This is a genomic window from Coralliovum pocilloporae (assembly GCF_030845175.1).
Classification (GTDB): Bacteria; Pseudomonadota; Alphaproteobacteria; order Rhizobiales; family Cohaesibacteraceae; genus Coralliovum; species Coralliovum pocilloporae.
In genome coordinates, this window is record NZ_CP132542.1 from 442328 (window position 1) to 464468 (window position 22141).

Sequence of the window (22141 nt, forward strand, 5' to 3'; positions counted from 1 at the left end):
GGTACACCATCATTGCAGCAGGATCTGCTTGAACAGAACGCCATCCACTTTGGATGGATAGATTGCCGTGTTGATTCTGCGCAGCAACTCTTCCTTCAGACGAAAGAGACCGGCAGACCCTTCAAGATCGGTTGATCTCAACTCCCTCAGATAGACCTGAAACGCATCCAGAATGCGTGGCATAAACGGCTCAATCGCGGCTTTTGTATCTTCATCCGGAAGCTCAAGTGCGACACTGAGCTTCAGATACTGCGCACGCTGATTTGCTGAGCTCAGATTCACCGTCAGTTCAGGCAAATCGTAAAAAACAACCTCTTTCGGCGGCGGCAAAGCCTCCACCTGACCAGCCTCGGCATCGCCGCCCGCGCTTTCAGGCTCGCTGTCAAACACACCAAGAAAGAAAGCCGCAGCCCCACCGATAATGACCAGCAGCAAAACCGCAGCGACAATGATGATCAGCTTCTTCTTACCACCACCGGAGGACCCTTCCTCCTCGCCTTCACCTTCAGCTGCCGCACCTTCGGCTTCTTCTGCCTCTTCGGCCATTCACCGCCCCCTTCGAGAGAGGGGAAAGCCACTTCCCCATAGACATTTAAAATAGGGAGAAAAAGGTTAACAAAAGGTTTCCAAATCCTTTCCACCGATGCCGGGCAGTAAGTTCCTGGTAGGAGTTTTTGGCAGGAAAATTCTGCCCATTGCTGGGAGATAAAATGGAATAATCGTTGATTTTATTGAGTTTTTCAAATTGGCACGCCTCATGCTTAACAATTTACGAACGGCCCGGTTGGGGAACCGGATCGTTCTCGGGGAGCATAGAAACGGTTAACGGCCATGGAAAACGCACAGCTTATAGGCTTATCACGACAAGTCGTCCTCAGACGTCAGCTTGATGTGGTTGCCAACAACCTCGCGAACCTCAACACAACGGGGTACAAACGCGACCGGATGGTCTTTGAAGAATTCGTCATGCCGACAGCGCGCATGAATGAATTCGAAAATCGCGACAAGCGACTGTCATTCGTTCATGACCGCCTGACATTCCACGAATTTGCCCCTGGGGCGATTACCCAGACTGGCAACCCTCTCGATGTGGCACTGGGCGGCAACGGTTATTTCGTGGTTGAGGGCGAGAACGGCGGCGAGCTGTTCACCCGGGCCGGAAGTTTCGTTACCAACGAGCTGGGCGAGCTTGTCACACTGGAAGGTCGCCGCGTTCTCGGCGAAGGCGGCCCAATCACATTTTCCCCGACAGATACAGACATCACCATCTCCGGCGACGGCACCATCTCCACAAGCGAAGGTGTCCGCGGGCAGCTTCGTGTGGTGCAGTTCGAAGATGAAAACATCCTGAAGAAAGCCTCTGCCTCCCTGTTCTCCGGAGAAGGAGCTCAGGCAGCACAGAATGCCCAGGTCATTCAGGGCTCTATTGAGCAGTCAAACGTCCAGGCTGTTTCAGAAATCACCAAAATGATTGAGGTCTCCCGCGCCTACCAGTCCGTCGCCCGGATGCAGGAGCAGGCCTCACAGCTGAGACAGGACGCAATCGACAAACTGGGCCGTGCCGACTCCTAGGCGGCACACTGAGGAGATGATAATATGAAAGCACTCTATACTGCAGCCACCGGCATGCTGGCCCAGGAACGCAATGTTGAGGTTATCTCGAACAACATCGCCAACCTTCGGACAACCGGCTTCAAACGGGCCCGGGCTGAATTCCAGGACCTGCTCTATGAAGACCTGCGCCGGGTTGGCACGACCTCATCTGCAACAGGCACAATTCTGCCGACCGGCGTTCAGATCGGCTCTGGTGTCAAACTCGCCGCTACATCACGTGTCATGTCACAAGGCAGCGTCCAGTCGACGGAACGAGACCTCGATGTTGCTATCCGGGGTGAAGGCTTCTTCCAGGTAAACCTGCCCGACGGCAGAACCGCCTATACACGAGACGGCTCCTTCCAGCTCAATGCCAACGGCCAGCTGGTTACCGCCGACGGCTTTACGGTTGTCCCCGGCATCACCGTTCCGAACAACGCCTCATCCATCACAATCAATGCTGAAGGCAGCGTTCAGGCGGTCATCGGAAACGGCAACCCGACTGATCTCGGCCAGCTGAACCTGGCAAAATTCGTCAACAAGGCTGGCCTCGACGCGATTGGGGACAACCTCTTTCTCGAAACGCCCGCCAGCGGCACACCGCAGATCGGCAACCCGGCATCCGCCGGTTTCGGAAACCTGCTCCAGCGTCACACGGAATCCGCCAATGTGAACGCGGTCGCCGAAATCTCCGACCTGATCTCCGCACAGCGCGCCTACGAGATGAATTCCCGTGTCATCCGGGCCGCTGACGAAATGCTCTCGTCCACAGCGAACATTCGATAAGGAGGGTCTCGTGGTACTTCTTGATATGCTTTACAGAACCGGTCTTGTCATTGTTCTGGCCTTTGTGTTTCTGACAACTCCCACCTCCGCAAACAGCTTCGAGCTTGAAGAGCTTGACGGAGAAATTGTCCCGCGCCTGAGAACATCGGTTCAGGTCGATTCCTACTATGTCACGATCGGTGATCTTTTTGAGAACGCCGGTGTTCTGTCAGAAAAGGCAATCTTCCGCGCACCAGATCTCGGCACCAGCGGTCGTGTACGGGCAGAAACAGTTGCAGCAGCAGCCCGCCGTGCCGGAATGACCCGGATGGACACAGACAACGTTATCTCGGTAACAGTTGGTCGCAACAGCAAGCAGATCACCGAAGATCTGATCAAGGACATTGTTGCTGATGAGGTTCGCAGCCAGAGCCGCCGCGTCATTGACCGGGAAATTACCGTGACAGTCGATGAATTCCCGTCAGTCCTTCATGCAGATCCGACCTCAGCCACGCCGGTGAGAGTGGCACGCTTTCGCCATGCGGACCGCAACGGCCGGTTTGAGCTGGCTCTGATCATCGACCAGGGTATGGAAGACAGACGCATCACAGTGTCAGGTCGCGCCATCGAAACCGTTGAAGTCGCGACACTGGCCCGTGCCCTTGGCCGCAGCGAGGTGGTTCAGGAAGGGGACATCATCCTGCAGCGGATTCCTGTTCGTCAGGCCTTGCGTATCGACCCTGTCAATCCATCAGAACTGGTCGGCATGGCATCCAAACGTCCGCTTCGCGCCGGTGCCCAGGTGGCAAAGGGAGATTTCACCCTGCCCGTTATCGTACCGCGCAACAGCATTGTTTCCATTCTCTTCAAAGCAAAGGGACTAACCCTTTCTGTTCGCGGACGCGCTCTGTCAGATGGCGCTGTCGGCGACACGATTACAGTTCTGAACGCACAATCAAAACGCACATTACAGGCAGTTGTTGAAGCGCCCGGCCTTGTTACGGTCGGTGGCGGCATCGGCCCGGTTGCATCTCTTGGGGGAGAAATCCAGTGAGCCGTATGAAATCTCTTCTTGCCGCAGGGGTAACCTGCTCACTCCTCGCCGCCTGCAGTGCAGCCGACCGTCTCAGAAATGTCGGCGAAGTCCCGAACCTGTCCGCGATCGAAAATCCGGTGACCCAGGCAGGCTACAGACCTGTTCAGATGCCGATGCCTGATCCCGAACCGGTGGTCAGAAGTCCGAACTCTCTCTGGCAGAACGGCTCCCGGGCTTTCTTCAAGGACCAGCGCGCCGCCCAGGTCGGCGATATTCTGACAGTCAATGTCCGCGTGGAAGACGAAGCCAATATCGACAACCGGACAACACGCAGCCGGACCAGCAGTGAAAATCTGGGCGCAACCGGTGCAGTCGGTAACCAGCTTCTCAATATCCTGCCGAGCGGTACAAACCTGTCATCCATTGCAGATATCGACGGATCCGGGTCAAGCGAAGGCTCTGGCGCTGTCGAGCGGTCAGAAGAACTCACAACATCGGTTGCTGCCGTGGTGACCCAGGTTCTTCCCAATGGCAACATGGTGATTGAAGGCCGCCAGGAAATCCGCGTGAACTTTGAGGTTCGCGAGCTGATCGTGGCAGGCGTTGTGCGTCCTGAGGACATCACCGCTACCAACACCATCGATTCTCAGAAAATTGCCCAGGCCCGCATTTCCTATGGCGGCCGTGGTCAGATCACCGACGTCCAGCAGCCGCGCTATGGCCAGCAGGTGCTCGACATCATCCTGCCATTCTAAAAAACAAGGACATCCTCTCAACAAACCGTCTCTTTCCCGAAGCGATCCTTCAGGATCATCATGGTCGATCCGGCATCCCCAGCCAGATTGCTTCGGTTCCCCAGCCGCTCCTGCTCTCCCCAACCCTGGGAGCGGCAAAGCAAAGGGCGCGATCCTTTCCCCAAGGATCGCGCCCCTTAAATATCTCGACTATTCAGGACCAATCAGTCATCCCGATAAACACGTTCACGACGCTCATGCCGCTCCTGCGCTTCAATTGACAATGTTGCAATCGGTCGCGCATCCAGACGTTTCAGACTTATTGGCTCACCTGTTTCCTCACAGAAGCCATATGATCCGTCGTCGATCCGCGCGAGCGCTGCATCAATTTTTGAAATCAGTTTCCTCTGCCGGTCACGGGCACGAAGTTCAATCGCCCGATCTGTTTCGGATGAGGCACGGTCTGCCAGATCCGGATGGTTCTGGCTTTCATCCTGCAGAGCCTGCAAAGTCTCTTTGCTCTCTTGCAGAATATCATCTTTCCAGCGCAGTAGCTTCTTCTTGAAGTACTCCCGCTGGCGCTCATTCATGAAAGTCTCATCGTCAGAAGGACGATAATCATCATCGATTTCAACCGTCATACTTTACCCCTGACACCTCCGTTGGGACGCCGGACTATAGCCATGAGCGCAGAGCACGACAATCTCTGAAATTGTGAATTTTCTGTAAGAAGCCAACGGGCACGGGAAAAGTTCTATAAAACCCTTCTCAAGCAATGACTTGAAACAATCATCAATTCGTCAGTCAAAGCCGGTAAAAACCCGTAATGTGGTGCTGAAATGCTATGTTTTGCGCGCCTGCTCGAGCTTCGCAAGTTCTACGCGCGCTCTCAGTTCTATGTCATTGAGAAGTGAGTCGAGCTTTTCATCGCCACTTCGCTCCTGACGCCCGACTTTGGTGACGAGTGACTGCAACCGGGACTCAGGCATCTGGCCGCTCAGAAGATCCAGCCGGACCTTGTCCAGATCGTCCAGCATATCGAAGCCGTGCTGCACTGCTCTTTTGCGCTGACGCTGGAGAGGGTCTTCAACAGCCTGCAGAGCCAGCAACGCGTCAAGCCCACCAACAGCTGAGACACCGCCAGCAGAAACCGATGGACCAGAGGAAGGTGCGTCATCGTTGGAAACAGAAAAAGTCGAACCACCCTCTGTCTTACGCTTATCTGTACGAGCGCGGCCAACCTGTGAGGTCCGGTTTTGAGAATCGATGCGCATGGCATTGTCCGACTGCAGAGAAGTGATACGGTCAGACTTACCCCTTATGGTTAACAAAGTGTTAATTTGCCCGGCAATTTCTGCCCTCAGCAGCGCAGGAGGCACGACGGCCATCGGCAAAACAACATTAAAAACCCTATCCCTATCAACGCTCTAAAAGAAAGCCACGCTGACTTTCGGGTTCTGGCACGCTTCTCGCTTAGAAAGGAGCGGGGAACAAAGGAAATGGCCATGACACGTGTTTTGACATCTGCCAGATGGGTGATGACGGCAATTCTTACCGTCGCATTTCTCCTGCAGGTCACGCCGCAGATATCACCAGCCCATGCTCTGTCTCGGCTGAAGGATATCGCTGATTTTGAAGGCATCCGCGAAAACCAGTTGATCGGCTACGGTCTGGTCGTCGGCCTGAACGGCACCGGTGACACACTGGATAATGCACCCTTCACCAGGCAAAGCCTTGAAGCCATGCTGGAGCGCCTGGGTGTCAACGTCCGGAATACAGACCTGACCACAGACAATGTGGCTGCGGTTATGGTCACCGCGAACCTCCCCCCCTTTGCCACACAGGGTACCCGGATTGATGTCACCGTAAGCGCCCTTGGCGATGCTGACAGCCTGCAGGGCGGCACGCTTCTGGTTACTCCGCTTCTGGGCGCTGATGGCGAAGTCTATGCCATTGCGCAAGGAACCGTTGCCATTGGCGGCTTCACGGCACAGGGCGATGCGGCCAGCGTTACACGTGGTGTTCCAACAGCCGGTCGCGTCTCCAATGGCGGCCTTGTGGAACGTGAACTGCCATTCAATCTGGCAGCAATGACCCAGGTCCGCGTTGCCCTCAGAAATCCGGACCTCACCACATCGCGCCGAATTGCCAAAGCAGTAAACGATCTGATGGGCACCCCCACAGCGGAGCCAACCGACCCGTCAACAGTCACCGTACGCCTGCCAGACGGTTTTGACGGCAATATTGTCGACTTGCTCACCGATATCGAACAATTGCTTATCGACCCGGACCTTCCGGCCAAGGTTGTTATTGATGAAAGCTCCGGCATCATCGTTATGGGCAACAAGGTTCGTGTCAGCACGGTCGCCGTCGCCCAGGGCAACCTCACAGTTACCATTACCGAAAGCCCGGCAGTGTCACAGCCAAACCCGCTGGCCAACGGTGATACGGTTGTTGTGCCGCGCACAGATATCAATGTGGATACAGATACAGAGCGCAAGGTGGCCGTGGTTGATAGCGGCGTCACCCTGCAGGAACTGGTTGATGGTCTGAATGCACTGGGTATCGGCCCGCGCGACCTCATCTCCATTCTGCAGGCCATCAAAGCCGCAGGTGCTCTTCAGGCAGAGATAGAGGTGATCTGATGCTTGAGACAAACGCCCTCACCTATCTGCAAGGCCAGCTGCCCAGAGCCAATGCCGCAGCGTCCAAGGATCACGCGAAGGCCTGGCAGACAGCCCAGGAATTCGAAAGCGTTTACCTGTCGACGGTTCTGTCCTCAATGTTCAGCGGCATCAGCACAGAAGCTCCGTTTGGCGGCGGCCATGCGGAAGAAACCTATCGTGGCCTGCTGATTGAAGAATACGGCAAGTCAATTACCGGCGCCGGTGGTGTTGGCATTGCCGACAGCATCTACAGAGAACTTATTTCAATTCAGGAAGGAGCCCAGTCATGACTCTCCCTTCGGCCCTGATGAACCAGGAAACAGGTCGTCTTGAACGCCCTTCTCCTCAGACCAAGACAGACTCAGAGAGCCTTTGCCAGAACCTCATGCTTCTCATGGACAGTCTGACCGGTGTGCTGGATGAAGAGAGCCAGCTGGTTCGATCCGGCTCTCTGATGGAGGCAAGCGAGCTGTCAGAACGCAAGACAGGGATAGCAGGCGAGTTGATGGCGATGATGGTCTATGCAGGAGAGCATGCATCCGTTATCGAGCATTTCGCGCCGGTTACGTTCCGCGCTCTCCGTGAGGCACATGAAAAGCTGAAGACGGATCTTCAGATAAACCTTTCCGCCCTGGCTTCAGCTCGTGATGTTTCAGAAGTTCTACTGGACGATGTGGCCAAGGCTGTGAACGGTGCCCAGACGCCAAAGGTGTATGGCGCGACAGGCGGTATGGCTGGAAACCATGCTCTTAACTACGGGATTTCCGTCAACAGAGCCTTATAGATCTCCAATATGATTCAGAATTCGCGAGCAACTTTGCAGTTTTCCAGAGCAAAACGTTAACGCGGATTTACGGGTATTAAGAAAGGATTCAGACTCCTTTCTCAATTTGCAACCAATTCTAACAATCTATGCTAGGATTTTGGTGTTGATCCGGCTGCCTGACTTTGCCCGGCTTATTTATCCGGATGAACAACCCATGCTCTGGACCTGCCAGAGACACAAACACCCCCAATGACACCCGTTTTATTGAAACGGTAACTGGAGGAGAGGGAGAAATCCCCCTCCTCCAGCGATCTATTGTGCCTGCCGAACAGCACAGACCTCATCTGCCGGACTGATTCCCGCTTCATTTTCAACAGCTTCCAAAAGTGTAAACGGAGGTCTTCAAAGGGTAACGCAGGATTAACCTAAACACCCGTTAACCATATAACTTTACTGAATGATTCCAGTCACCTGCCAGTTTTGACCCACGCCATCCAGGACGGATGGTTGGGGATGTTTGAACCTTAGGAAAAGGTATTAAGACAATGGGTGACATTACACTTACATCAGCAGTTCGCGAGAACCTTTCTTCTCTGCAGAACACAGCGGACCTGCTGAACAGAACACAGAATCGTCTCGCGACAGGCAACAAGGTGAACTCCGCTCTGGACAATCCGAGCTCCTTCTTCACCGCTTCCGGCCTCCAGAACCGTGCAAACGACCTGTCCGGCCTGCTTGATGACATTGGCCAGAGCGTTCAGACGCTGCGCGCAGCTGACGAAGGTATCAAGTCAATCACCAAGCTTGCAGAATCTGCCAAAGCGAAAGCCAACCAGGCTCTCCAGACCAACAGCCAGGCAGAACGCCGCGGCTTTGCTCAGGAATATAATGAGCTGCTGACCCAGCTTGAAGACATCGCGAAAGATGCAAGCTTCGGCGGCAAGAACCTGCTCGGCGGCGCTGGCAACGATCTGACGGTTATCTTCAACGAAACCAACACATCGAAACTGGAAATCGGTGCTGTTGACTTCACCGACACAACCAACAGTGACGGCCTCAACCTTCAGGATCTCACAGAAGGTTCTTCAGGTGCTGTCTCCTTCCAGCTGGCTGGTGGTTCCGCAACAGAAACCTCTGACTTTGCAGGTCTGAAGACAGAATCGCTTGTTTCTGACTCCAGCTCTTTTGAAGTTGGCGACGTTCTTCAGCTCGAGACACTGCCTGCCGGTAGTGGTTCAACTGTCGCTAACTCCAGCATTACAATCTCTGCGGATACAACCGTTCAGGATGTTGTAGACACACTCAATGGTGTGGCTGGTGTCGAAGTAACGTTTGACGAGGCAGATGGTTCCTTGACCATTAACTCTTCGGAAAACGTAACCCTTCGGAACACAGATGGAGGTGCAGCAACGCCCTCACCGACTGATCTTCTGACAGTATCCGCATCCAATTTTAGCGCTGGATCCGACCTTCTGGCCGGAAGCGGTGGCATTTCTGCAGGTGATACGCTGACCTTCACCGATGGTAACGGCTTTGAAGTCGGCACACTGGAAGTGGATGAAACAACCACTGTTAACGATCTGACGACAGCCCTGAGTGATGGAAATGGTGTAACAGCCAGCTTCAACTCTGGTACAGGTCAGATCACAGTGGAAAGTGATGTGGATCTGACAATCTCGTCAGATAACGCCAACTTCAATTCACAAACCGGTTTCGTAGCGGACACCAATGGCGGTGTACAGCTGAACGCAGACGACTCCGGCTTTGCCAGCGACTCTGACATTGAAGGTGCTATCGACCGCGTAAACGCCGCCCTGAACACACTTCGTTCACAGGCATCTACCTTCGGCACAAACCTGTCGATCGTGGAAAACCGTCAGGGCTTCACGCGGAACCTCATCAGCACTCTGGAATCCGGTGCAGGCAAACTGACACTTGCCGATACGAACGTGGAAGGTGCCAACCTGCTGGCTCTGCAGACACGACAGCAGCTGTCCTCTTCAGCTCTATCCCTGGCAGCGCAGGCAGACCGGAACGTTCTCAGCCTCATCCGATAAATGGTCAGGCAGATATTACAGAAAGGGCGGGATTTCCCGCCCTTTTTTTTGTAACCATGCCCCTCACCTCAATTGCCAGGGGTTAAAATCATAGAATTAAGATCCAACATATAAACGCAATCAAAAAAACACATCACCGATGGCAGATGATTTCGGCACACATCCAACATCATATTTACAATATTAATTAATTATCAATAAATATTAATGCTTATTATTAATTTTTATTATTGAATAAATAAAATATTTACTAAATAAATTCCAAAAATCAAAATAAATACTGAAAAATATAGTTCAAAATAAAGAATAAGTCCGTCAATTTTATGAAACTATTCGCATTTATGGTAACCAAGCAGTAAGGTTAACAGAACACAATCCCCTTCAACTGCTCAGGATGAGCGGTGCGTAACCTAGAAGGGGAATAGTATTTATGTCTGATATCACGCTCACCTCCGCGGTGCGGTCGAATCTTCTGTCCTTGCAGAACACGGCCGATCTCCTCGGACGGACCCAGAACCGGTTGGCTACGGGTAACAAGGTCAACTCGGCTCTCGATAATCCAGGTGCGTTCTTTACCGCATCCGGCCTTCAGAATCGCGCCAGCGACCTCTCAAATCTGCTTGATGACATCGGTCAGGGCGTCCAGACAATCCGGGCGGCTGATGACGGCATCTCAGGCATTACCAAGCTGGTGGAATCCGCTAAAGCCAAGGCCAACCAGGCTCTCCAGACACAGAGCCAGGAAGAGCGCCGCGAATTTGCCACCCAATATAACGAGCTGCTTGGTCAGATCGAAGATCTGGCGAAAGATTCCAGCTATGGCGGCAAGAACCTTCTCGGTGGGGACGGCAACGACCTGACTGTAATCTTCAATGAAGACAACACCTCCAGCCTGACCATCAATGCTGTCGATTATACCGATACAACATTGTCCAATGGCTTGAACCTGCAGGATCTGACAGAAGGCTCCAACGGTGCCGTAACCTTCAATCTAACAGGTGGCAGCGGCACAGAGACATCTGACTTTGCAGGCCTTAAGACCGAATCCCTGCTGACCGATTCAAGTTCTTTCGAAGTTGGTGACGTTATTGAGCTCCAGACGCTGCCTGCTGGCAGTGGATCGCAGGTCAGTGGCTCAAACATCACGGTCTCAGCGGACACCACCGTGCAGGATCTTCTGGACCAGCTCAACAGTGTTGCGGGCGTTGAAGTCACCTTTGATGAAGGCGACGGCTCCCTGACCATCAACTCCTCGGAAAACGTAACTCTGCGGAACACCGATGCAGGTGCAGCAACACCATCTCCAACGGATCTCTTGACAGTTAGTGCATCAGCCTTCAACCAGGGTACTCAGCTTCTATCTGGAAGCGGTGGTATCTCTATCGGTGACACACTGACCTTCACAGATGGAAATGGGTTTGAAATCGGCACTCTGGAAGTTGATGAGACAACCACTGTTAACGACCTTACCACAGCGCTGAACGACATTGACGGGGTTAACGCCCAGTTCAACAGTGGTACAGGTGGTGTGACCCTTGAAAGTACGGTTGATTTCTCAATCACCTCCGACAATGCCAATTTCAACTCCGGTACAGGCTTTGCCGCAGACCCAGATGGCGTTACGATTGATGCGGATGACAGTGGCTTTGCCAGCGACTCCGACATCAATGATACCATCACACGGTTGAACTCAGCCCTGAACAACCTCAGGGCCCAGGCTGGTACCTTTGGTACGAACCTGTCCACCGTGGAAATCCGTCAGGACTTCACCAAACGGGTCATCAACAACCTCGAAACAGGTGCAGGCCTGCTGACACTGGCAGACACCAACCTCGAGGGTGCAAACCTGCTGGCCTTGCAGACACGACAGCAGCTGTCTTCATCAGCTCTGTCCCTGGCAGCCCAGGCTGACCAGTCAGTGCTGCAGCTCATCCGATAAGTTCGGACAAACAAAATATCGAAGGGCGGGTTTTTCCCGCCCTTTTTTGTTGTCTGTTTTTGCACGCGTCCGTAACGTTTATTCATGTGTCAGGCAAGCGTTCACGCAGAAGAACCGCCCAGGATCACGGCTCACGAATCGCACTTCATCCGGCAGCTATTCCCTCATCCGACAAGGCAGAAAAATCGGGAAACGTATCGATTTTAGGAAGTTCCAACACGTCAAGTGCCCTCCCCTTCGGTCCATCAAGAAAGCCACGTTTCGTTGTTTGAAAGTTTTTCTTAATATACCCGCCCATTCAGCCATTTTGTTAACCATTTGGTAGGGTTAACAAACCATTATCCTCTTTAACTGCTCAGAATGAGCGGCAATGGACCTAGAAGGGGAAAGTTTTAATGTCTGATATCTCGCTTACCTCCGCGGTGCGGTCGAATCTTCTGTCCTTGCAGAACACGGCCGATCTCCTCGGACGGACCCAGAACCGGTTGGCTACGGGTAACAAGGTCAACTCGGCTCTCGATAATCCAGGTGCGTTCTTTACCGCATCCGGTCTTCAGGATCGCGCCAGCGACCTCTCAAATCTGCTTGATGATATCGGCCAGGGCGTCCAGACAATCCGGGCGGCTGATGACGGCATCTCAGGCATTACCAAGCTGGTGGAATCCGCTAAAGCCAAGGCCAACCAGGCTCTCCAGACACAGAGCCAGGAAGAGCGCCGCGAATTTGCCAATCAATATAACGAGCTGCTTGGTCAGATCGAAGATCTGGCACGGGATGCAAGTTATGGCGGTAAGAACCTTCTCGGTGGGGACGGCAACGACCTGACCGTGATCTTCAATGAAGACAACACCTCAAGCCTGACTATTGATGCTGTTGATTACACCGATACAACATTGTCCGATGGTTTGAACCTGCAGAATCTGGATCGCGGTGCCAATGGTGCCGTAACGTTCAATCTAACAGGTGGTAGCGGCACAGAGACATCTGACTTTGCAGGCCTTAAGACCGAATCCCTGCTGACCGATTCAAGTTCTTTCGAAGTTGGTGACGTTATTGAGCTCCAGACGCTGCCTGCTGGCAGTGGGTCACAGGTCAGTGGCTCAGATATCACTGTCTCAGCAGACACCACCGTGCAGGATCTTCTGGACCAGCTCAACAGTGTTGCGGGCGTTGAAGCCACCTTTGATGAAGGCGACGGTTCACTGACCATCAACTCCTCGGAAAACGTAACTCTGCGGAACACGGATGCAGGTGCTGCAACACCATCTCCAACGGATCTCTTGACAGTTACTGCATCAGCCTTCAACCAGGGCACTCAGCTTCTGTCAGAAAGTGGCGGTATCTCTGTCGGTGATACGCTGACCTTCACCGATGGTAACGGCTTTGAAGTCGGCACACTGGAAGTGGATGAAACAACCACTGTTAACGATCTCACCACTGCACTGAATGATCTTGACGGGGTTAACGCCCAGTTCAACAGTGGTACGGGTGGTGTGACCCTTGAAAGTACGGTTGATTTCTCAATCACCTCCGACAATATCAACTTCAATTCCGGCGCAGGCTTTGCTGTGGACAGCGATGGTGTGAACATTGATGCGGATGACAGTGGCTTTGCCAGCGACAATGACATTAATGATACCATCACCAGGCTGAATGCGGCTCTGAACAACCTCAGAGCCCAGGCTGGCACCTTTGGTACGAACCTGTCCACCGTGGAAATCCGTCAGGACTTCACCAAACGGGTCATCAACAACCTCGAAACAGGTGCAGGCCTGCTGACACTGGCAGACACCAACCTCGAGGGTGCAAACCTGCTGGCCTTGCAGACACGACAGCAGCTGTCTTCATCAGCTCTGTCCCTGGCGGCTCAGGCCGACCAGTCAGTACTGCAGCTCATCCAGTAAGGTTGCGCGGAACACGATACAGAAGGGCGGGACATTCCCGCCCTTTTTTGCTACAATTTGATTAAGAGTTTAAGGTTTCTCAGGATAAAGTTTTTAAGTTCATTGAGTAGGGTAGTGAGTCAGTTTCGACAATCGCACCAAGCAATGAGCCATGGCAGACGGATCGATCACAAATCGTACAGCGCCAATTCAATCGGGTTTCGGCCAAACCGAACCCGGTGCTCTACCGTTGAAAAAACGCAAATCCAATGATCATCAGGACGACGATACCCCTGACGAGCACAAAGATCAGTATGACAAATCAGCTTTTGTCTTCGCATTTCTGAATGCAGCAATGGACAATCTGTCCGGGTCTTATGTGGAAACAGATCGCGAGCGTCAGCCTTTCGTTGATCTGAAAGCAATACTTACTGATCTGGAAAAATCGCTTACCTTTTTTGCAAGGCGTGCACCAAAAGATCTGCTTCCATCTCTGGAAGCCGTTGAGAAATACAGTTCTGCAAAGATGACCGCCGATCATCATATCCAGGCTTTTCCGGAACTGTCAGAAAACCCCGCCTTTCTTGAGACCTATAAGACCGTTCCCCCTCGCCTTTTGCAGTTTGATCTGCAAGAGCTTGGCTCATTACTGACCAGCATAGACAAGCTGAAGAAAATCCTGTCAGCAGAAGTAAAGAGTCATTCAAACGGGATCGATCCGCTGTCCAAACTTGAACAGCTTTTGCCAGGTGACACTCATATCGCATCAGCAGGAGATGACACCGCTGAACGGTGTAGTCACGACCTGATTGACGATCTCAAACGGGCGCGTACGAGCATCAGTTCGACGACAATGATGCACCTGCTCAAACAGCTGTAAAAACATAGAAAAACAGCCGTTTATCGCCATTTTTACCGTGCTTTTTCCCACCGATTCGCTACACTGAAAACAGTGATTCGCAGCTGGAGATTCAGCACATATGGCACTCAAGGTCGAACTGAAACCTGGTGAAAAAATCATTGTCGGAGACAGCGTTCTCACCAATGGCGACCAACGAACTCGCCTGTTTGTCGAGGGTCAGGCCCCAATTCTGAGGGAAAAAGATATTCTGACCCCGGGAACAGCCAACACACCAGCAAAACGGATCTATCTTGCAATTCAGATGATGTATCTCGATGGAGACCTCGAGCGACATCATGATGATTACTTTACACTGGTGAATGATTTTATTCAGGCTGCGCCAAGTGCGATGCCGTATATTCAAAAGATTAACAACACAATCTTAACCGGAACGTTTTATAAAGCATTGAAGGATGCACGCGAGCTTATCGCCTATGAAGAGGACTTGATTCAGAATGCACTATCAGTCAGTAGCGGCGTATCAGACAGCAAGTAAAGCCGCATCCGATCCGCGTGAACTTGAAAGCGGCCTGCTGTTGAAAGCGGCTGCCCGGTTGAACGCGATCCGCGATAAATGGGATGAAATGCAGGGCGATCTGGATGAAGCACTTGTCTTCAACCGCAAGCTTTGGACAATCTTTGTGACGTCAGTGACGCAGCAGGATAACCCACTGCCCAGCGAGATAAAGCAGAACATCGCCAATCTCGGCATCTTCATTTTCAATCAGACAATCCAGATCCAGGCGCAGCCTGCACCGGAAAAGCTGGATGTTCTGGTGTCGATCAACAAAGACATTGCCATGGGCCTGCGCGGCCAGAGTTGATCGACAAAACAGTTCTGAAATGAGGAAGGCCGGAATTCTCCGGCCTTTTTTGTGTCTGCAAAAAATGCCCCGTTCAGGTTCGGGGCACATCAAGCAATACAGTCAGGGTGGTTTTCAACGATTTTCGCAAAGCCGAACCGGAAAACACCTCCGTCCCCACCGTCGCTACGACAGGTTAAATGGAAAGGCGAAAACTATACGGCTGAATCCTACAGCGTGCTTCTGAAAAGTTGATAGACTTTTCAGACAAAAGCTCGCGCAGCAATAAACTCTTAAAGCACCGCTACCAATTCAAATTAAAGATTTGGGGCTTAACGGAGGAAGTTGGTCAGGCGAAGCTCTAGAAGGGTTGCTGAAGCCTGGAAGGACGCCTGCAAACGCGTCTGGAGACTACGCAGGCTCACCACTGTCTCGGACAGGTCAACACCCTTTTTCTCCTCGAGCGTTGTCAGCAATGTTCCACGAACCGCTGTATGCCTTTCCTTCAGCACATCTGCCGTCTTGAAAGCGGCGGCCAGTTCGATGCGGATCTGGTTGACGGTCCCCTCGCCCTGATCATCAGCAAGACGGTTGTCCAACCGGTTGGCCAGCGCATCATAGCGTGATTTCTCCGTGGCACCGCCCGCTGAAAAGTCCTGTGCAATAAAAACAGCAAGATCCTGGACAAGCTCCCGCAGGCCTTCTTCATTCGCTCGGATGCCATAGTCGACGACCACGTTGTCATCCACGCGAACCGACACGCTTTCGCGAGCGACACCGGCACTGTTTTCACCCTTGTACCATTCAACTGTGTTGGTCGTTGTTCCATCAACCAGTGCAGTTGAAGTATTCAACGGAGATCCGGAAACCCTCTGGGGCGCGGCACCATTCGCCGTGTTGAAGAAGTTCTCGCCAGCCACCAGAGAGGATGCCGCAACCAGCTTGCGGTCGGCGGTCTCAACGAGCTTGGCATTCAAAGCGGCAGTAAAATTTGTTGCCGTATCCGTTGGGGTTGCTCCAATGGTGAAGCTGTCATCAGGAGCTGGAGAGGCAATTGTTGCCTTCAACTCAACGGTTTCCGAGGTGCCGTCGGGAAGATCAAGTTTGACCCGGAACACATTGCCGGCCACCGGCTGGTTGGTGAAATCAACAGAGATGGATTCAGGCGTACCGCTCGGCCCGGATACGGTCGTGGTGGCTGATGATGTGGAGATGGAATTGACCTTGAAGCCAAAGGGGCTTGGGTCAGCATCTTCAGCAATATCCACCACACCGGCCGATGGAGAAGATACGACAAGACGTCCCTTCCCGTCCGCCCCCAGATCAGCCTGCTGACGCTCGGAGATAATCTGGCGCAAACCAGCCTGGGTTCCATTGCCATTGAGAATGGTATCAAGATCAGTCACAGGCGGTGCATCGGTCGCCGATCCACCAAAGATGTATCGTCCGCCGACCTCGGAGTTCAGCAGACCAATCAACTCCGCAACAAGACTTTCTGTGCCACGCTGTGCTCCGGTTCTACCATCACTCAGCAACGTGAATTCATTGGCATCAACAAGACCCTGAGTATCCTGACCAATGGCAGAAATACGCTCAAGCGTCGTATCAATCACACTGGACCGGACCGTCAGCAGATTGATTGTCTCAAGATAGGCTTCCGTATTTGACAGGCGCTGCTGGAAATTGATCACCAGATTGGCATCACGTCCAAGACCACCATAGGTCTCGGAACGCTGGCCGGTGCCAAGCTGCCGCTCAAGGTCTTCAATACTGGATCGCAGATTACGTGTGTCACGGATCAGCTGAGTGGCAAACGTTCCAGCAATGGGTGAAGATGTAACCATCGGATCAGCCTATCTTTAAAATCTCAGAAGTGTGTTGAGCATTTCCTGCACGGCCTGGAGCACACGGGCATTCGCCGCATAGGCACTTTGCAGTTCACTCAACCGCGCGACTTCTTCATCAATATTCACCTTGGTTGCGTCTCGAAGTCGGGTCTCAAGCCCGTTCAGCGTCGTCTGCTGGGCGGTATTGATACTCTTGGTCGCTTCAGCTGCTGCCCCCTGAAAGGTAATCACCTGCCGGGCATAATCTTCGATCCGACCGCGGAACGGCGCGCCGTCCGAGCCAATACCTGTCCCCTCCGCGCTGAATTCAAAGAAACCATTCTTGAAAGCATCGGAAAGAGCGACAGCGCGTGTCGTGTCCCCGGCGGGTGTTTCTGGTGACGTACTATGGATCACAAGGAGTGAATTGTCCCTGAGAAGGGCCGGGTTAACAGTGATCCGCTGGGAGAAACCAACCTTCTGCCCATTGCCATCCAGGCTGCCCGTATAAGGATTACCACCGCTTCCATCGACAAAGAACGGCAAGGCTTCCGCCGATTCATCCTGCAAAGAGGATGCTGTTACAGAAGCCGAGACGCCCGTTATGTCAATCGTAGCAGCCGCTCCGTCATCCAGAATCTGAATGGTGGAGCCAGACGGGTTACTGACTGTAAAGCTTCCGCCAAGAGCCGCACCGATCTGGGTCGCCACAGAACCAATACCGCCCGAGAAATCAATGCCGAAAACTGTGTCATTGGGATCGGCAGTCGCATTGTTCGGCAATGGCAGAACGGACGGGTCGTCGACGCGGACCAGCGTGACTGTGCGGTCTTCACCCGGAGGCGTTTCCCGATACTGGATGGTCACTTCATTGCCAGCAGCCAAAGACGACAGATCAATATCGAAACCTTCTTGAGCGCCGGATGTAACTGCTGTGCCATCAACATCGTAGTTGGACAGAGCCAGAGCGAAGCTGTGCGCCAGTTCATCCAGCTGCTGTTGGGCCTGGGGCAGAACACTGTCACGCAGGTCTATGAGTGATTTGATCCGGCCTGACCTCAAAACATCAAGTTCGATCAGATCGATATTGGCCCCGCTCGCGCTTCTGAGCTCAAGCGTACCCACACCACGCTCCGTATCATCAGCAGACCATTCCTGATTGGCTGTAAGCGTGGAGCGGGTGTCAAAATCAAATTGCGCCGCCCGCCTGTCAAACAGCGTCAGGCCTGACTTGGTGAAAATCCGGACGGAGTTATTTTCTGCCGGAACAACCGTTACATCAAACAGTTCCGAGATCGTCTGGACCTGCCTGTCCCGCTCATCAAGAAGGTCAGCAGGCGGGGTTCCGTTCGTTGAATTCTCAATAATCTGATTGGTCAGAGTTTCAATCTGCTGCAAGGCAAGATTGGCTTCCTGAACGGCTGAACCGATATCTCGCTCCGCATCACTGCGCAGCGATTGGATCTCTCCCGACAGCGCATTGAACTGCGATGCCAGGATCTGGGCACGTGACAGGACTTCAGAACGGGCGGCAAAAGAGTCGGGACTTGCGGTCAGAGTTTCCAGAGACTGCGAGAAATTGCTCAGGATCGTATCAAGCGCATTCGTCGACCCCGGAGCGCCATAAGCCTGATCCAGCCGTTCAGCATAGGTGGCCCGGGTATCCGCATAATTCGCATCAGCCAGGCTGGCCCAGTACTGTCGCTGAATGGCCTTGTCCAGCAGGCGCGTCACCTCATCAGCCTGGATACCAATAACCCGTGAGCCGCCCACCTGAACCCGCTGGTTCAGTGACTTTTTGGTATAGCCCGGCGTATCCGCATTAGCGATATTCGCTGCGGTCAGCTCAAGATTTCTTTGGTTGGCATTAAGACCGGACAGCGCCAATCCCAATGCGGAACTCAGCCCCATAACATTCTCCCTGCCCACAGATTACCGGGGGAGAACACCCCCGGCATCAGAGGCGATTTATCGGATGATGTTGGTGATTTCCGACAACATTTCATCCGTCGTCGTGACCACCCGCGTGTTGGCCGTATAGGCCTGCTGGGTCACAATCAGCTTCGAGAACTCACTGGCAATATCCGTGTTCGATGCCTCTACAGCGTTACCTGTAATGGAACCGGTTCCGCCCAGAGTTGCCTGGCCTGACTGGGTGTTGGCGCTGAAGGCACCACCATCTTCCAGTTTCAGCTGGTTAGGCGCGTTGAACACAGCCAACGGAATCTGAGCGATGGCCTGGCTTCGGTTATTGGAGTAGTTCGCAATAATCCGGCCGTCTTCGATGGAAACGTCAACCAGCTCACCAGCCGGAGAGCCGTTCTGGGTCAGGTCGGTGATCCGCGCGACACCATTGCTGTCATCAAACTGCGTCAAGCCGCTGGAACCATGGCTCAGCGTGATATTACCAAGGTTTAGACCTCTGACTGTCAGGTTGTTCACGGTCACCGTATTGGTGGATGACGTCATGGTGCCGGAAGCGTCGAATTCATAATCGGCACCAACATTGGTCCAACCAACATCTGTCCCCGTTGCACTGGCATCATTCTGATAGAAAAGGTTCCAGGTCTCAGGAGAAGTATTGGACGTCTTTGCCCAGCGAAGCTGGATGTCAACAGGGGTACCATTGCTGTCAAATGCTGTAATGGAGCCGCCAGCGATGGAGTTTTCGAGGAAAAGAGTATTCTCACTCCCGATAACAGTGCCAGCACCGCCGGTTGTCGGATCATTGGTGAAATCCGCCGGATCAAGCAATTCACTATCCGCAACATCACTATCGGCATCAGTGGTCCGCGGGAAGCTGGCCAGGTTGGCACGATATTCAATCGTGGTCGTCGCTTCAGCAGCCAGGAAGCCCGCGCCAACATTGATGGCCTCCGGCGTACTGCCCTGCGGGTTACCCGTTGACGGATCAAGTGGCAGTGCCTGCAGATAGTAACCGCCACCGTTTACGAGGAAGCCTGAGTTATCCAGATCAAAATCACCGCGACGGGTGTAGAGATCGGTCCCACTAAAGATTGGCTGACCATTGTTGTCACCAATCCGGCTGGAAACAACAAAGAATCCCTCACCGTTAATCGCGATATTGGTATCAACAGCAGTACTCTGAACCGCACCCTGAATAGAGTTTGTCGCCTGGGACCGCGCCAGAACCGAGCCTGCAAACTGCCGAGCAACCGTCGAAGCATCAGACGAGATCAGGTCCTGGAAAGACGTGTCAAGCCGCTTGTACCCGACGGTCTGAGAGTTTGCGATATTACCGGAGATGTTCTCCAGCGCGAAAGACTGTGCCTGCAGGCCACCAACGGCGCTGAACAAGGCGTTAAAAATACCCATCGTGTTTGCCCTTCAGTCGACTCGCCCATCCTGGGCCTAACCAAATTCCTGATCCCTACAAGCAATGGGCATGCCAGATAGATTTCATTAACCATAACAGCATGTTGACCAATAGAGGCCTCAACACCCCTCCGTCAAAGCGGCAGGATCTGCCGCCTGAAGGCAGAAAATACCCATCAGAACAAAGCATGCGGACCACCCCTGTGTTCCATTCTTCTTGAACGAAACAAGCCCAGGCACTACGGTCTCCACCAACAGTATGAGCAGGATGAATCGTATGGCCTTTGAAAGCACCGATACCTATGTCGCCACCGATGATTTGCGGATTGCAGTCAATGCCGCAGTCACACTTGAGCGCCCGCTTCTTGTGAAAGGTGAGCCCGGCACTGGGAAAACGGTACTGGCACAGGAAGTCGCCAACGCACTCGGCACCAACCTCATCCAGTGGCACATCAAATCCTCCACAAAGGCGCAGCAGGGACTGTATGAGTATGATGCGGTTTCACGCCTCAGGGACAGTCAGCTTGGGGATGAAAAAGTTGAGGACATCGGCAACTACATCAAGCGAGGCAAGCTCTGGGAAGCGTTTACAGCCGACAATCGCCCTGTTCTGCTGATTGATGAAATCGACAAGGCAGACATCGAGTTTCCGAACGACCTTCTGCAGGAACTCGACCGCATGGAATTCCATGTCTACGAGACAGGCGAAACGGTCAAAGCTGAAAACCGCCCGGTTGTCATCATTACATCAAACAACGAAAAAGAGCTGCCGGATGCGTTCCTGCGCCGGTGTTTCTTCCACTACATCAAATTCCCTGATGCCGACACAATGGCAGCAATTGTGGATGTTCACTTTCCCGATCTGAAATCCCGCCTTCTGAAGGAAGCCCTTGGTGTCTTTTATCAGCTGCGGGATATTCCCGGCCTGAAGAAGAAACCATCCACCTCAGAACTGCTCGACTGGATCAAGCTTCTGCTGAATGAAGATGTAGACCCGGAAGTCCTCCGGGAAACGGAACAGAAAAAGCTGATCCCTCCCCTGCACGGCGCACTTCTGAAAAACGAGCAGGATGTTCATCTCTTTGAACGGCTCGCTTTCATGGCCCGTGGCAACCGCTGAACACACTGGCCCGTTCCCGACAAATTGCCGAACCGGGTACATATCCCGTTAACCAGGGCAGCAGACCTCTCGACAGGGTTATAAATTGTTGTCCGGCCTTACAGATCAGACTGCTATAATCCAGCCTGCTGATTGATCGATTCGAATTGGAAGTCCCATGCTGCGCCTCATGCTTCTCCGCCACGCCAAATCATCCTGGACCGGCACGACGCAGACCGACTTTGACCGGACCTTGAACGAGCGCGGCCGTCGCAGCGCTGCTCTTATGGGACACCATCTGTCAGATCATCGCCTGGTCCCCGAGCGCATTCTCTGCTCTTCAGCCCAGCGCTGCCGAGAAACCCTGGCGGGCCTGCTGCCTTATTTCTCTTCCGCAATGGATATCGATGTCTCACGTCCGCTCTATGACGCGATGGATGACGATTATATCGATCACATTCACGCCTTTGGTGGCAATGCCCGTTCGCTCATGCTGATCGGGCATAACTCGGCAACACAGGATACCGCCCTGTCTCTTATCGGCTCCGGTAATCCGGAACTGATCGAACAGATGAATGCTAAGTTCCCGACCGCCGGCATCGCGGTTATCGACTTCGACAAAACGGCCTGGTCAACAATTACGGCCAGTTCCGGGCGACTGGTCGCCTTCTTCCGCCCCCGTGACCTTGCCGCCAATGACATGGACGAATAGGCCCACCCGCTCATCAACGGTTGTC

21 protein-coding genes are annotated in these 22141 nt (G+C 53.2%); 15 read left to right on the forward strand and 6 right to left on the reverse strand.

Annotation, left to right across the window (positions count from 1 at the left end; translation table 11 throughout):
* Positions 1–9: 9 nt before the first annotated feature.
* The gene (locus RA157_RS02160) at positions 10–546 is read right to left on the reverse strand and encodes a flagellar basal body-associated FliL family protein (RefSeq protein ID WP_350334842.1); all 537 of its coding nucleotides are present in this window, start codon (positions 544–546) and stop codon (positions 10–12) included.
* A gap of 285 nt (positions 547–831) precedes the next feature.
* Between RA157_RS02160 and flgF the strand changes: the two genes are divergently transcribed.
* From flgF to flgH, 4 genes are read left to right on the forward strand one after another with little or no spacing between them, the layout of a single operon-like run.
* Complete coding sequence (gene flgF / locus RA157_RS02165; RefSeq protein ID WP_350334843.1) at positions 832–1572, forward strand: flagellar basal-body rod protein FlgF; 741 nt, start codon at positions 832–834, stop codon at positions 1570–1572.
* A gap of 24 nt (positions 1573–1596) precedes the next feature.
* Entirely contained in the window at positions 1597–2379 is a 783-nt protein-coding gene (gene flgG / locus RA157_RS02170; protein WP_350334844.1) for a flagellar basal-body rod protein FlgG, read from the forward strand.
* A 10-nt stretch (positions 2380–2389) separates the two neighbouring features.
* The gene (gene flgA / locus RA157_RS02175; protein WP_350334845.1) at positions 2390–3412 is read left to right on the forward strand and encodes a flagellar basal body P-ring formation chaperone FlgA; all 1023 of its coding nucleotides are present in this window, start codon (positions 2390–2392) and stop codon (positions 3410–3412) included.
* Between the two features lie 5 nt (positions 3413–3417).
* Complete coding sequence (gene flgH / locus RA157_RS02180; RefSeq protein WP_350336255.1) at positions 3418–4149, forward strand: flagellar basal body L-ring protein FlgH; 732 nt, start codon at positions 3418–3420, stop codon at positions 4147–4149.
* A 203-nt stretch (positions 4150–4352) separates the two neighbouring features.
* On the opposite strand, the gene dksA is transcribed toward flgH, so the two are convergent.
* On the reverse strand, positions 4353–4769 hold the full coding sequence (gene dksA / locus RA157_RS02185; protein ID WP_350334846.1) for an RNA polymerase-binding protein DksA: 417 nt from the start codon (positions 4767–4769) through the stop codon (positions 4353–4355).
* Positions 4770–4970: 201 nt separating this feature from the next.
* Positions 4971–5402 (reverse strand): flagellar assembly protein FliX, encoded by a 432-nt coding sequence (locus RA157_RS02190; protein ID WP_350334847.1) that lies wholly within the window; start codon positions 5400–5402, stop codon positions 4971–4973.
* Positions 5403–5666: 264 nt separating this feature from the next.
* Between RA157_RS02190 and RA157_RS02195 the strand changes: the two genes are divergently transcribed.
* From RA157_RS02195 to flaF, 9 genes are all read left to right on the forward strand, one after another.
* Positions 5667–6773 (forward strand): flagellar basal body P-ring protein FlgI, encoded by a 1107-nt coding sequence (locus RA157_RS02195; RefSeq protein ID WP_350336256.1) that lies wholly within the window; start codon positions 5667–5669, stop codon positions 6771–6773.
* Positions 6773–7084 (forward strand): rod-binding protein, encoded by a 312-nt coding sequence (locus RA157_RS02200; protein WP_350334848.1) that lies wholly within the window; start codon positions 6773–6775, stop codon positions 7082–7084. The genes RA157_RS02195 and RA157_RS02200 overlap by 1 nt, the downstream gene beginning before the upstream one ends.
* Positions 7081–7578 carry a hypothetical protein gene (locus tag RA157_RS02205; RefSeq protein WP_350334849.1) on the forward strand — a complete coding sequence of 166 codons (498 nt, stop codon included), beginning with the start codon at positions 7081–7083 and terminating at the stop codon, positions 7576–7578. Before RA157_RS02200 ends, RA157_RS02205 begins: the two co-directional genes overlap by 4 nt.
* Positions 7579–8105: 527 nt before the next feature.
* The gene (locus RA157_RS02210; protein ID WP_350334850.1) at positions 8106–9617 is read left to right on the forward strand and encodes a flagellin N-terminal helical domain-containing protein; all 1512 of its coding nucleotides are present in this window, start codon (positions 8106–8108) and stop codon (positions 9615–9617) included.
* Between the two features lie 430 nt (positions 9618–10047).
* Complete coding sequence (locus RA157_RS02215) at positions 10048–11556, forward strand: flagellin N-terminal helical domain-containing protein (RefSeq protein ID WP_350334851.1); 1509 nt, start codon at positions 10048–10050, stop codon at positions 11554–11556.
* A gap of 395 nt (positions 11557–11951) precedes the next feature.
* Positions 11952–13460 carry a flagellin N-terminal helical domain-containing protein gene (locus RA157_RS02220; protein WP_350334852.1) on the forward strand — a complete coding sequence of 503 codons (1509 nt, stop codon included), beginning with the start codon at positions 11952–11954 and terminating at the stop codon, positions 13458–13460.
* Between the two features lie 151 nt (positions 13461–13611).
* Positions 13612–14319 carry a hypothetical protein gene (locus RA157_RS02225; protein WP_350334853.1) on the forward strand — a complete coding sequence of 236 codons (708 nt, stop codon included), beginning with the start codon at positions 13612–13614 and terminating at the stop codon, positions 14317–14319.
* Between the two features lie 100 nt (positions 14320–14419).
* A complete protein-coding gene (flbT, locus tag RA157_RS02230) occupies positions 14420–14836 on the forward strand; it encodes a flagellar biosynthesis repressor FlbT (RefSeq protein WP_350334854.1) in 417 nt (138 codons plus the stop codon).
* On the forward strand, positions 14796–15164 hold the full coding sequence (flaF, locus tag RA157_RS02235; protein ID WP_350334855.1) for a flagellar biosynthesis regulator FlaF: 369 nt from the start codon (positions 14796–14798) through the stop codon (positions 15162–15164). The genes flbT and flaF overlap by 41 nt, the downstream gene beginning before the upstream one ends.
* Positions 15165–15475: 311 nt before the next feature.
* On the opposite strand, the gene RA157_RS02240 is transcribed toward flaF, so the two are convergent.
* The 3 genes from RA157_RS02240 to RA157_RS02250 are packed head-to-tail and all read right to left on the reverse strand — an operon-like array spanning position 15476 to position 20305.
* A complete protein-coding gene (locus RA157_RS02240) occupies positions 15476–16987 on the reverse strand; it encodes a flagellar biosynthesis protein FlgL (protein ID WP_350334856.1) in 1512 nt (503 codons plus the stop codon).
* A 15-nt stretch (positions 16988–17002) separates the two neighbouring features.
* Entirely contained in the window at positions 17003–18880 is a 1878-nt protein-coding gene (gene flgK, locus RA157_RS02245; RefSeq protein WP_350334857.1) for a flagellar hook-associated protein FlgK, read from the reverse strand.
* Between the two features lie 57 nt (positions 18881–18937).
* Positions 18938–20305, reverse strand: a complete 1368-nt coding sequence (locus RA157_RS02250; RefSeq protein ID WP_350334858.1) for a flagellar hook protein FlgE — start codon at positions 20303–20305, stop codon at positions 18938–18940.
* A gap of 277 nt (positions 20306–20582) precedes the next feature.
* Between RA157_RS02250 and RA157_RS02255 the strand changes: the two genes are divergently transcribed.
* A complete protein-coding gene (locus tag RA157_RS02255) occupies positions 20583–21425 on the forward strand; it encodes an AAA family ATPase (RefSeq protein WP_350334859.1) in 843 nt (280 codons plus the stop codon).
* A gap of 157 nt (positions 21426–21582) precedes the next feature.
* Positions 21583–22116: a SixA phosphatase family protein gene (locus RA157_RS02260; protein WP_350334860.1), complete on the forward strand. Its 534-nt coding sequence runs from the start codon at positions 21583–21585 to the stop codon at positions 22114–22116.
* The last annotated feature ends 25 nt before the right edge of the window (positions 22117–22141 follow it).